At 29.6% G+C, this 12,685-nt stretch carries 10 protein-coding genes; 8 read left to right on the top strand and 2 right to left on the bottom strand.

Going from position 1 to position 12,685, the window contains the following annotated elements; all coding sequences use genetic code 11:
• The first annotated feature begins 498 nt into the window (after positions 1-498).
• From dcm to K0039_RS05930, 4 genes are all read left to right on the top strand, one after another.
• A complete protein-coding gene (gene dcm, locus K0039_RS05945; protein ID WP_331476704.1) occupies positions 499-1,788 on the top strand; it encodes a DNA (cytosine-5-)-methyltransferase in 1,290 nt (429 codons plus the stop codon).
• Between the two features lie 211 nt (positions 1,789-1,999).
• The gene (locus K0039_RS05940; RefSeq protein WP_228104102.1) at positions 2,000-3,367 is read left to right on the top strand and encodes a Sau3AI family type II restriction endonuclease; all 1,368 of its coding nucleotides are present in this window, start codon (positions 2,000-2,002) and stop codon (positions 3,365-3,367) included.
• Positions 3,368-3,376: 9 nt separating this feature from the next.
• Positions 3,377-3,640 (top strand): DEAD/DEAH box helicase family protein, encoded by a 264-nt coding sequence (locus tag K0039_RS22420; RefSeq protein ID WP_331476703.1) that lies wholly within the window; start codon positions 3,377-3,379, stop codon positions 3,638-3,640.
• Positions 3,641-4,045: 405 nt separating this feature from the next.
• Positions 4,046-4,648, top strand: a complete 603-nt coding sequence (locus K0039_RS05930; protein WP_228104101.1) for a GNAT family N-acetyltransferase — start codon at positions 4,046-4,048, stop codon at positions 4,646-4,648.
• A gap of 435 nt (positions 4,649-5,083) precedes the next feature.
• Here the strand turns inward: K0039_RS05930 and K0039_RS05925 are convergent, their stop codons facing one another.
• A complete protein-coding gene (locus tag K0039_RS05925) occupies positions 5,084-6,469 on the bottom strand; it encodes a M28 family peptidase (protein WP_228104100.1) in 1,386 nt (461 codons plus the stop codon).
• Positions 6,470-6,662: 193 nt separating this feature from the next.
• Positions 6,663-7,055, bottom strand: a complete 393-nt coding sequence (locus tag K0039_RS05920; RefSeq protein WP_228104099.1) for a (deoxy)nucleoside triphosphate pyrophosphohydrolase — start codon at positions 7,053-7,055, stop codon at positions 6,663-6,665.
• A gap of 244 nt (positions 7,056-7,299) precedes the next feature.
• On the opposite strand from K0039_RS05920, the gene K0039_RS05915 reads away from it, so the two are divergent.
• The 4 genes from K0039_RS05915 to K0039_RS05900 all read left to right on the top strand — a co-directional run bounded on the left by K0039_RS05915 (position 7,300) and on the right by K0039_RS05900 (position 12,592).
• Positions 7,300-8,307 (top strand): C45 family autoproteolytic acyltransferase/hydrolase, encoded by a 1,008-nt coding sequence (locus K0039_RS05915; RefSeq protein ID WP_228104098.1) that lies wholly within the window; start codon positions 7,300-7,302, stop codon positions 8,305-8,307.
• Between the two features lie 403 nt (positions 8,308-8,710).
• Positions 8,711-9,379 carry a hypothetical protein gene (locus tag K0039_RS05910; protein WP_228104097.1) on the top strand — a complete coding sequence of 223 codons (669 nt, stop codon included), beginning with the start codon at positions 8,711-8,713 and terminating at the stop codon, positions 9,377-9,379.
• A gap of 53 nt (positions 9,380-9,432) precedes the next feature.
• Positions 9,433-9,825, top strand: a complete 393-nt coding sequence (locus K0039_RS05905; protein WP_228104096.1) for a hypothetical protein — start codon at positions 9,433-9,435, stop codon at positions 9,823-9,825.
• 70 nt (positions 9,826-9,895) lie between these two features.
• Positions 9,896-12,592 (top strand): M20/M25/M40 family metallo-hydrolase, encoded by a 2,697-nt coding sequence (locus K0039_RS05900; protein ID WP_228104095.1) that lies wholly within the window; start codon positions 9,896-9,898, stop codon positions 12,590-12,592.
• Positions 12,593-12,685 lie beyond the last annotated feature (93 nt).

The following is a 12,685-nucleotide window of genomic DNA, read 5'->3' as shown; positions in this document are numbered from 1 at the left end:
GAGAATAGATGTGAAGGTATGTATGGGGATATTGATGGATTTTGGATAAGGATTAAGACTTGAAAGACCGTTACATTTTTGTTGAGAATAATTTTATAAATTTATTAAACATTAAACAATGTAAGATAAAAGAAGAGATATTTTTATGATGTATTAGAAAATGAATAAAGTATCAATGTATACACAAATTTGTGTATATATTGGAATATTTAGTTATGTGTAGAAACAAAAATTACAAATATAGAGTCATCTAGTTATTTTATTATAACTAGTTACGTTTAGGGATTTTTATCCATAATAATAGCTTTAATTTATATCTTATTGTTAAGAGTTGTTACATTAGTAAAACTACTTATGTACTCAATTGGATATATTTTAGTTGTTAATAAATAATAGAATTTTTACAAGTAATAGATAATAATACTTGAATTTTGATCTTCCCAAAAATAAAAATATATAGTATAATGATAGGATAAGTCTATACAGAGGAGGCAGAAAGTGATAAGAGTATGTGAATTATTCGCTGGAGTTGGCGGATTCAGATTAGGTCTTGAAAAGTCATCAAATGATTATAAATTTGTGTGGGCAAATCAATGGGAACCGGGAAAAAAATCGCAACATGCTTACGATTGTTATGTAAGCCATTTTGGGAAAGAAAATCATATTAATATAGATATAGCTGGAGTAGATAAAAAAGAAATACCTGACCATGATTTATTAGTTGGAGGATTTCCTTGTCAAGATTATTCAGTAGCGAGAACGGGAGCTAAAGGAATACAAGGTGTAAAGGGTGTTTTATGGTGGCAAATTAGAGAAATACTGAAAGTAAAGCAAACTAGATTTATATTACTTGAAAATGTAGATAGATTATTGAAATCTCCATCTAATCAAAGGGGGAGAGACTTTGGTGTTATGCTTGCTTGTTTAAATGACTTAGGATATTCAGTTGAATGGAGAGTTATAAATGCGGCTGAATATGGATTTGGGCAAAGAAGAAGAAGAGTATTTATTTTTGCATTTAAAAATAATACAGCTTATGCAAATAAAGTAGATGAAACAAATCTTAGAAATTGGCTACACCAAGATGGATTTTTTGTTCAACAATTTCCAATAGAATCAACTAATTTAGTTGATGAAAATGGACAAGTGAACTTTCCAATAGAAAGTAAAAAAGTTGATGGTGAAGGATGTATAATGGAATATGATGACATAGTGGACGTATCAGATACTTTCAAGATGGACTTTAGAAACTCAGGTATTATGACTAATGGAAGGATTTATACTGAACAAACAACACCTTTATATAATGGTAAATTTACATTATTAAGAGATTTACTTGAAACAGATGTAGATGAGACGTTCTATTTAGACAGTGATGAAGAAAAACTTGAAAAATGGAAGTATCTAAAAGGTGCGAAGAAAATTGAAAGAACTAGTAAAACAGGCCATAAGTATGTTTTTAGTGAAGGGCCATTAGCTTTTCCAGATCCAATTGATAGACCTGCAAGAACGATGCTTACAAGTGAATCATCAGTAAATAGAAGTAGCCATGTTGTGGAAGATTCACAAACAGGAAGGTTGAGATTAATAACTCCAATGGAAGCTGAAAGAATTAATGGTTTCGATGATAATTGGACTAATTCTGGAATGCCACAGAAGTTTAGATATTTCTGCATGGGTAATGCGTTAGTTGTTGGATTAGTTACTAAGATGGGGAATTCTATAAAAGAAATAATTAAAGAAGAAAATAATAATAGTATAAATGATGAAGTTGCTATAACTAAATAAATAGTAAAAAGTATATGATTGAAAATCATATACTTTTTTTATGTGAAGAAAGAAAATTTTTATGTTATATGATGTTATAATGTTATTAGAAGATATAAAAGTATTAAGATGTTGAAAATTAATATATTAGTCAAAGGGTGTAACAATTTTGATATACTCTTGAAAAAAGTAGGATATAGTAATTAATGTTAGAATTATGGGGGAATTTAAGTTGAATTATAATGAAAAATCTATAGATTCAATCATGGAGTATGCTAATGGATTGATAGGAAAGAGATTTGGTGAAATCGATACCAATGAAAGGTTAGGAGATAACAAAGGTAAAGGTAATTTAGGTCAAATAATAGAGGAAAGTTACTTTGGATATGATATAAATTCTAGAGCTGAGGCAGACTTTTCTCATGTTGGTGTTGAATTGAAGGTTACGCCCTTTAAAGTGAATAAAAATAAGACTATATCAGCTAAAGAAAGATTAGTTTTAAATATTATAAATTATATGGAAGAATACCAAAAGGATTTTTATAAAAGTTCATTTTGGGAGAAGAATAATAAGCTTTTATTAGTATTCTACCAGTGGAAAAAGGAGTTAGAGAAAAAAGATTATGCAGTTAAGGACATAATGCTTCATGAGTTTTCAGAAGAAGATTTAGTTGTTATAAAAGATGACTGGAACACTATAGTTAATAAAATTAAAAACGGAAAAGCTCATGACTTATCAGAGGGTGATACAAACTACTTGGCAGCTTGTCCAAAAGGTGCTAATAGAAGTTCAGTTAGAAAGCAACCTTTTTCAGGAGAATTAGCAATGCAAAGAGCATTTTCGTTGAAATCTTCATATATGACATCTTTAATTAGAAAAAGATTAGGCGTTGAAGATGATGAAGTTGTTAGTATCTTAAAGGGTACTAAGATGACCATTGAGCAATTACTAGAGAGTAAATTTAGAGTATTTTACGGTAAAAGTGTGGATGAAATAAGTGAAAATTTAGGAATAAATTTTTATAATGGAAAAAGTAAATTAGCTAAAAATCATGTCCAAATGCTTGTGAGTAAAATACTTGGGTTAACTACTACTGATTTAAGCAAAGTAGATGAGTTTGCGAAAGCTAATATTAAATTTAAAACTATAAGAATTGAAAAGAATGGAAAGATTAAAGAGCATATGTCTTTTCCGACATTTAAATATAAAGAAATAATAGAGGAAGATTGGGGAAATTCAAGTTTAAGAAATTTATTTGAAGAACAGAAGTATTTATTTGTTGTGTTTAGATACGATGAAAATAATGTCCTTAGATTAGATAAAATTAAATTATGGAATATGCCAATAAGTGTGTTAGATACATATGTTAAAGATACTTGGGAAGAGACTGTAAGAGTCATTAAAGAAGGTGTACAGTTAGAAGTTAGGGGAAATAAATCATTTGATAACTTGCCAGGACCTAAGTTTAATGGGGTGTGTCATACAAGGCCTCATGCTAGAGATAGTGAAGATACTTATGAATTACCAGATGGAAGAAAGCTTGTAAAAAAATGCTTTTGGTTGGATAAAGAATATATTTTGAATACAGTTAATAGATAAAGATAAGGCATGAAATGTCTAATGTTAGCAAGAGGAGAAAAAATTGTAATAATTAAAAGTGAATTATCAATTATCACAATTAAAGAGTTATTTGAATCAAATGTTACTCAGATAGAGACGTTGAAGAAAACTAGGGAAGAAGGTAATGATAAAGCACTTGTAGTAGCTGTAACAGGAATAGGAAAAACTTACCTAACAGACTTTGATAGTAAGGAGTTTAAAACAGTTTTATTTATAGCTCATAGAGAAAAAATCTTAAAAACTAGCTTATGAAAGTTTTAAAAATGTTAGAATAGATAAATTTTATAAAAATGAAGATATAGTTACTAAAGTTGCTGAAGCGGTAACTACAAGTAAGAGAAATTATAATGAAGATTATATAATATGGGATTATTTATGAATTCTACAAAAGATATAGATAAAGATATAGTATTTTCATCTGTGCAAAGTTTGGGAAAAGAAAATTATCTAAATGAGGAGTATTTCCCTAGAAATTATATCGATTATATTTAGTAGATTATGAGAGGCTTCAACAAGGGTGTAACAAAAAAGATATCACCATGAAATTACATTTATCAATACAAATGGCAAGAAAAAATGTAATATACCATACAATTGAAATTACAAAGAACAAAAACACAATAAGGAGTTGGAACTATTTTATATACAGAAAAAGATTTGAGTATATCAAGAAGAGAGATATCAAAAATACTAGCAAAAGAATTTTATGATGACACACTATACACTTACATACTGCCAAATGACAAAACAAGATTAAAAGCACTGGAAGAATTTTTTTATTGCTACACAAATATGTACCCAACAGGAACCATAGTATCACCATCAAAAGATGCCCAGGCCATAGGATACATATTCTACAATAAGCATAATATAAAAAAATCAACCCAACTATATAACTTAATAAAATATTCAACAAAACTTATATCAATGGCGAAGCATATATCAATAAAAGAATTTATAAGATTTGGAAAAGCCATACACAACAATTCATCAGCATGGATAGAGGAATTTGTAAAAGGCGAATTTATACACATAGACCTAATAGTTGTGGACGAAAAACACAGAAATAAAGGACTAGCTAAGAAAATAATAAAAAGTGTTTTTGAAGAGGCAGACAAAGAAAATATAGTCGTAACCTTGGAAACACAAAATACTACTAATGTTCATATATATAAACATTTTGGTTTTGAAGTAGTAAAAGAACAACAATATGAAAAGTTAACACAATATTGTATGATAAGAAAACCTAATAACAATTAGGGAATCCAATGCAATGATATACCTTAGATCGTACATTAGATTAAGTAATACGGTGATGTTAATATAGCTAATATCTGAAAGTCTACAATAAAAAAAGATGGCAACGCCACCTTTTAATAACATAATTCATACTCGGGGAAAGTAGAATATTATGTAAATCATAAATCTTATGATAAATAAAGCTAACTTCTTATAAGGGTTAAAAAACAAAAAAGTCAGAAGGTATAAGCCTTCTGACTTTTCTATATTTTCATAATATAATTATCATTTATAATTAAATAGTAAAACATTTCCATATAATTGTAAAGCGTTTTATTGAAAATAAGTTAAGTTATTCTAATGCTTTGACTTTATAAGATTTCAACTCACATATTCCCTAATAAGCATAGTTGAAAATAGTTGATTTTTGCTTATATTTACTTTATATGGAATTATCTATTTCGCTATATTTAAATCGTATTTTTTTACTACTGGTTTAGGATTTCTTACAGCACTTCTTTCTATATTAGGAGTGTCTTTTCTTACTACATCATAAAGAGCTGCTCCTACCAATTCTCCTACTTGTTGAAGTTTATCTGTACTTAGATTAATTTCTATAGTATCCTGTGGAGTATGATAGTACTTTTCTAAATTACCATCTTTATCTCCCCATATAAAGCAAGCTGATGGTATTCCAGCTTCACCAAATGGAGCATGGTCAGAAGATGAACCCTTGCCAATGGATAAAACTTGATTACCTAATCTGTATCCAGATGCTGCCATTGATTCAGTAACTAAATTTTCTTTACCATCTATAGTGTCTGCATATAATATATCACAAGATTCAGCACTAGTTGCGATCATATCCATGTTGAAATTTGCACAACTTCTATCTAATTCATCCTTAGTTAATTGAGAAACATAATATTTAGATCCATTTAAGCCTATTTCTTCAGCACCACAAGCAATAAATCTTATTTCTTTATCTATAGGATAAGATTTTAATATTTTAGCCAATTCTAATAACATAGATGTGCCTGATGCGTTATCGTTAGCACCTGGAGCATAAGGTACACTATCATAATGAGCTGTAACATAAACTATTTCAGGGTTTTTAACCTTTTTAGGTGTTCTAGTTGCAATTATATTTTGTGAACTTGTTAAAAGATTTGATTTTATAGAAACATTAACACTGTTTTTTGTCATCTCATCTTTTATTTTTTGACCATCTTCTAAAGATATAGATAAGTAAGGTATATTTAATTTGTAATCTCCTAAAGTAGGGTTTACGTTGCCGCTTACATTATTATACATTATAACAGCTATTGCACCTGCTTCTTCTGCGTTCTTTGCTTTTTCTGCAAATGAAATTTCCCCTCTTTGTATAAGTGCTACATTACCCTTTACTTTTGCTGGGAAGTTTGATACATCACTTCCAAAACCACAATCAACCACTTGCCCTTTTATTCCATTTTTGTCAGTATATCCTGAACCAGTAGCTGTATTTACTCTGAATAAAACATCTTTTAAGTTTTCAACTGTTAGCTGCGAGACTACATTATTAATACCAAAATTTTGAACCTGCACATCATATCCATAACTTTCAAACTGAGATTTAATGTAGTCTGATGCCTTTTTTTCCTCATTAGTACCAGCTACTCTTGGTCCAATAGATTCACTTAAATACTTAATATGTTTTAGTGCTTTGTCAGAATCTACCTTTGTAATAATTTTTTGGTCAAAAGCTTTTAATGCGTTTTCATTTGGTGCTGCAAAGGATATCATTGGTACTGACATTGCAAAAGCAGCAAGTAGTGAAACAAGTCTTTTTGTTTTTTTCAACTCAATCTCCCCTTAATAATTATTTAGTAGCACTTATTTATTACTACTATCTAAAGACAATTGTATCAGAGGGACATATCATAAAATGTATTTTCTTGAACGAATAGACACAATTTTAAAAACATTTTTTTTATAATTATCTGACGAATATTTTAAAGATTTAGACATAAAAAAATAGAGGGCAGTTTGTCCTCTATTTTTTTATAAGATTTTCCACAATAGGCACATCAGCAGGAGCCCATACTAAGGAATTTAGATTTTCTTTTTTCAGATAAACCAGTTTAGAATGCTCCCTAGCCACAGGAGTACCTTCCACTAATTTACACTTAATACCTATAAGATTTACTATAACTTTTTCATATTCATGAGTATTCTCGTCAAACTCATCAACAGCTTTTACTGTGCAGCTTAACTCTTCTTGAATTTCTCTTTCTATAGCTTCAAATAAAGTTTCTCCTTCTTCAACTTTTCCACCAGGAAACTCCCATTGGTTGGGAATGCTCATATCTGGAGATCTAAGAGCACACAATATTTCATTATTTTCGTTTTCTATTATGGCAGCAACTACTTTAATTGTCTTTTTCAAAATATCACCTCATACAATAAGATACCATAAATAAGATAAATTTGAAGTATATTTTTAGTTAATTATTTTGAGAGTTATTATCAAATTTATATAGTTCTTGCTTATAAATTTTTATTCAAATACAATGAAATTAGGGTTCCGGAGCCCAATTTAAATAAAGTAGATGCCTGAAGCAATAGCAAAATGATTTGTCAACATACTGGCTCAGGCAAGTGAATTTTATATATGAATTGGAGAAGAAAATATGTATCATGGAAGATTTAAAGGAACACATTATGAGGCAGGTTATAAGTGGGGAGCACTAGTCAATAAAAATGGAAAGAAACTAGATTATTGCCCCACATTTGATGTAAATAAAGAGAAAATTAGCTTTGGAAAAGAGTGCAAAGCAATCTTTGAAAAACTTTACCCAGAAATAGTAGATGAGGTCAGAGGAATTGCAAAGGGGAACCAAGTTTCTTTTGAATATCTTTGTGGAATGTTATTTAGCATGTATTGTTTTGAGTTTGACAATAAATGTACTTGTTTTGCCATAAATAATGGAGAAGAAATTTTATTTGGAAGAAATAGTGACTTCTTAGTAAGTTTAGAAAAGCTATATATGAACTGTCTTTACAATTTAGACAACTCCTATGCTTTCAATGGAAATACTACAGCTTTTGTTCAAATGGAAGATGGTGTTAATGAAGAAGGATTGGCAGTAGGTTTAACTTTTGTATATCCTAAAATAAGAAAGCCAGGTTTTAATGCAGGAGTTCTTGTAAGATATCTTCTTGAAAAATGCAAAACTACAGCTGAAGCAATTGAGGCAATTCACAACTTTCCACTAGCATCTGCTCAGACTATTACAATTGCAGACAAAGGTGGCCATATAGTTGTGGTGGAATGCAATCCAGAGAATGTAGTAGTAATTACACCAAAAGAAAAAGAGAATTTTGTATCAGCAGTAAATAACTTTAATAGTCCAGAAATGAGTGAGTACAAAAACCCACCAATAGATGATTGGCGATCTAAGGATAGATACGAAACTGCTAGATATGCTTTAACAGAGAATGGTCATAAATATTCTGTAGATTTTGCTATGGATATATTATCCGGTAAGTACGGATTTATGTGTCAATACAATAGAAAAACTAATGCAGATACTGTTTGGTCTGTAGTTTATGATTTGAAAAACAAGAAAATTTGGAGAGTAGAAGGAAACCCAGGACGTAAAAAGTTTAAGGAAGATACGCGTTTTAAAATCAAATAGAGTATAGAATAAATTATTGTAAAATAAGAGTCATCCATTTTGGTATGGCTCTTATTTTTTCAAATTTTAATGCATAAGCGACTAATTTAACTAATATACTTTAAAATAATTAATCAATCTTTATGTAGAAATGGTGGGATATAATATACTTTATTCATTAATTTTTGCCATAACAAAATAATACTGTTGAATTAAATTATAAAAAATATATCAAAAAATGTGTGCTTTTGTAATGTAAACTTAAGTATTTGTAATTAAATAAAAAAAGTAAGAAATCTTATTGATTTCTGAATATTCATACAATATAATCTTAACTAAGAGTTTAATACATATTATATTCTATTTTTAAAATATAAAAAAATATGTATTAAAAAATATAAGAGGGTATAAGGGGGAATTTAAAATGGCAATGTCAAAAATAGCAACAGGATTGTTAGTGACGGCTTTAGCAGGAAGCATAGTTATAGGGGTAAAAAAGTTTGATGGACAAGCAGTAGAAGATGTTAAATCTAATGTATCAGCAATGGAGACAACTTATAAGGACAACGAAAGTAAATTATTACAAAAATATAATGATTTATACAAGAAGGCTAAAGAAGAAATATCAAATTTTGAAAAGAAGAAAACTGAATTAGAAGGACAAAAGGCAGCTTTAGAAGCTGAAAAAGCAAAATTAAAAGCAGAAATAGAAAAGTTAGAAAATACAACTATTGGGCAGATGAAGAAAGAAAATGAAGCATTAAAAGCACAAATAGCTGAGTTAAAGGAAGCATTAGCAGATGCAGAGTCAGAAATTGCTTGGTTAGATGCTGAATTAGTAAAATATGATGAAATGTTAGAAATAAAACATGAGCAGTTAACAAAATTAAAAGAAGAAATATCAGGCTTAAAAGGTCAATTGGCTGATAGTAATAAAAATTTAAGTGATACAGAAACAGCTTTAAAAGAAGCTAATGGGGAAGTTATAAAAGCTAATGATGCAGTAGGAAAATTAAAAAAATATACAGAACAAAGACTTGAAGATATCCAAGATGAATTAGTTGATGTAGATAGTTTACCAACTTTAGATTAATTAATATTACGGACTTAGTATCAAATCTATAAAGATAATAAGGGGGATTAGTGATGATAAAAGAAAAAATCATAGCTGGTTTAGTAGCAGGAACTATATCTATGGGAGGCGTATTTTACACTTATGAGACTTTTAGGTTTGATAATATAAGTGATATTCATAACACTTTGGATACTATTATAGAAAAATATGAGGATTTAAAAGAAAATAGAGATGAATTATTAGGTAAATATAATGAATTATACAATGATTCAAACAGTAAAATAAAAGATTTAGAAAAATCTTTAGGTGAGAAAGAAAAATATATAAAAGAATTAGAAGCAGAGCTTAATAGCAAAGTTGAAAGTAATAATGAAAGTGATAAATATGTAAATAAAGAAAATGTTAGGGTACTTAATGAAGAAAATAATATAGAAAAAATAGATAATGATGTAGAAAATAATTAAAGGCAAATATGCTGGATAAGTGTTTTTATTTTTTTATATATTTAAAAAATATATAAAAGGGGGAATTATATTGTTTAAACTAAGCAATAAAATATTATCTACATCTATGGTATTGATGCTGATTGCTGCATCCTCGGGTATATCTAATGCACAAACAGACAAAAAGAATTTGAGTGGGGTTATATGTTCTGAGCAAAATAAGTTTTTAAATTCAGTTGATGGAAGTAGGGCTTTTAACCACATAAGATACTTGTCAGACACTATAGGGCCAAGAATTGTAGGTACAAACGAGGAGTACCAAGCTGCACAATATATCAAAAAACAATTTGACAAATTAGGTTATGATTCAGAAATTCAAGAATTTAGCTATGCTACAGGAAAAGGAACTTCTTCTTTAAAATTAGGACAAGAAGTTATAAATTCAGAATCATTTACAGGTTCCAAAGTTACAAATGGAAAGATAAGTAGTGAAATAGTAAATTGTAACCTAGGAAGTGAAGAAGATTTTGCAAAGGTTGATGTTAAAGGAAAAATAGCATTTGTTGAAAGAGGAACTGTAACTTTTGTAGATAAGGTTACAAATGCAGCTAATGCAGGAGCTATAGCAGTAGTAATGTACAATAATACTAGTGGAATTTCTACAGGATCAGTAGGAGATGTATCTGTACCAGCAGTAGGAATAGAAAGACAAGCTGGTTTATCTATACTTGAAAAATTAGACAAAGGCGAATCAGTAACTCTATCTTTAGAGGTAGGCAAATCACCATCTACAACTTCTTGGAATGTAGTTGCTAAACAAGACGCAAGAGGAAAAGATAGTGCGAATACTGATGAAATAGTATATATAAGTGCTCACCTTGATAGTGTAGCGAAAGCTCCTGGTGCAAATGATAATGCTTCAGGTGTGGCTGCAATGATTGAAATTGCAAATGCTATAAAAGACTTAGATACAGATAGAGAAATAAGATTTATAGCTTGTGGAGCAGAAGAAGTTGGTCTAAGAGGTTCTGCAGCTTATGTAAAAACTTTAACTAAAGACGAATTAGATAGAAGTATAGGAAACTTTAACTTGGACATGGTTGCTACTAATTATAAGGATTGCTCAGAATTAGCAGTATATACAAACAAAGGTGTTGAAAACGTAGTTACAGACGCAGTTAAAGAAGCAGGGAAAAGATTAGAAAGTAATAGTACAAGCTTTACAAGTTATGATGGAAAGCATGAAGTTAAAAAAGATGGAAGTTTAGTTGCAATGGGATCTTCAGATCACGTATCTTTTGATAGTGTAGGTATACCATCAGCATTATTTATAAACGGTGATCCAGAAAAGCTATATGACCCAAGATCTGCTTTAGAGCCATACTATCATAAACCAACTGATCATACAGAGCATGCTAGTCAAGAAAGACTAGAAAGAACTATAAAATTAATAGGTTCAGCTATATATGAAACTGTTGATACAGATCATGAGAATTTAATAAGCGTAGATAATATGATGAAAGATTTAGAAGTATTCGCAGGGAAAGATAATGCAAGAGTAACTGGATTTGAAGGAGAACATGATGCAGCTAATTATATAGTAGAACAATATAAAGCTATGGGACTTAAACCTAGAAAACAACTAATAAATGGAATAGATGGATTTATGTCTGAAGGTTCAACTGTAAAAGTTGGAAATAAAGAAATAAGTTCAAAAACACTTACATACTCTAATGCAACAACTGGTGTACTTAAAGGTGAATTAGTAAATTGTGGTCTAGGAAAACCAGATGAAATAAATAATGTAAAAGGTAAAATAGCTCTTATTAAAAGAGGAGATTTATCTTTCGCTGAAAAAGTAGATAATGCAGGAGCTAAAGGGGCAGCGGGTGTTATTATTTATAATAATGCTAGTGGAGATTTAAATGGTACTTTAGGTGAATATAGCTCAAAGAGAATTCCATCAACTTCAATGACTTTAGCAGATGGAGAGGCATTAGCATCTAAATTAGCAAATGGAGAAAAGTTAGAAGTTTCTATGGAAGTAAAAACATCAGTAGAAACTGATAGTTATTCTTACAATGTAATTGCTTCTATACCAGCAGCTAAAAATCCAAGAACTGCACAAACAATAGTAATAGGCGCTCATATGGATTGTGTACAAACTCCTGGTGCAAATGATAATGGTTCAGGAACAGTTTCAATAATAGAAGCTGCAAGAGTATTGTCTAGACCAGAAATAGCTAGCCAATTGAAATACAATATAGAGTTTGTTAACTTTGGTGCAGAAGAAATAGGTCTTGTAGGAGCAAAAGAATATGTTAAGAGTTTACAAGATTCAGGAAGAGTAAATAAGGTGAAATCTATGATCAATTTAGATATGGTTGGTGTTGGTAATAATATGGTAATGTGGAATTCTGATAAAAACTCAAGCCATGAAGTTACTGATTTGACTAAGAAAATAGCTAGCCAACTAGGTCATTTAAATATGTCTGCAACTAAAGATTTACATAGTACATCTAGTGATCATGCACCATTTGAATCAGTAGGTATACCATCTACGTTTATAGGATATACATTAGATCAAGATGGTACACTTGATCAATATTATCATACTAAAGGTGATAAGATAGAAACTATAAATCCTAAGTGGTTATATAACTCTGTAGATGTAGTAGTAAACTCTGTAATTGAAATGCAATCTCAATCTGATAGAACAGCAGCAAAAGCATTATTAGCTAACTATAATGTAGATAAAGTAGAAAATGAAAATTTAAGAACAAAATAATAATTTATTTCTAGTTCAGATATAAATCCCCTCAATATGATGTTATAAATCATATTGAGGGGATTTAAATTTATAAGTTAACATATAATACTG

This window comes from Terrisporobacter mayombei, from assembly GCF_020748465.1.
Classification (GTDB): Bacteria; Bacillota; Clostridia; order Peptostreptococcales; family Peptostreptococcaceae; genus Terrisporobacter; species Terrisporobacter mayombei.
The sequence above is the reverse complement of the archived record's forward strand: the minus strand, read 5'-3'. Positions and strand labels throughout refer to the sequence as shown.

What these genes read in the sequence shown, in the direction of transcription:
- K0039_RS22420 (WP_331476703.1), top strand. Translation starts at nt 3,377, where the DNA reads ATGAAATGTCTAATGTTAGCAAGAGGAGAAAAAATTGTAATAATTAAA.
- K0039_RS05905 (WP_228104096.1), top strand. Translation starts at nt 9,433, where the DNA reads ATGATAAAAGAAAAAATCATAGCTGGTTTAGTAGCAGGAACTATATCT.
- K0039_RS05910 (WP_228104097.1), top strand. Translation starts at nt 8,711, where the DNA reads ATGGCAATGTCAAAAATAGCAACAGGATTGTTAGTGACGGCTTTAGCA.
- K0039_RS05915 (WP_228104098.1), top strand. Translation starts at nt 7,300, where the DNA reads ATGTATCATGGAAGATTTAAAGGAACACATTATGAGGCAGGTTATAAG.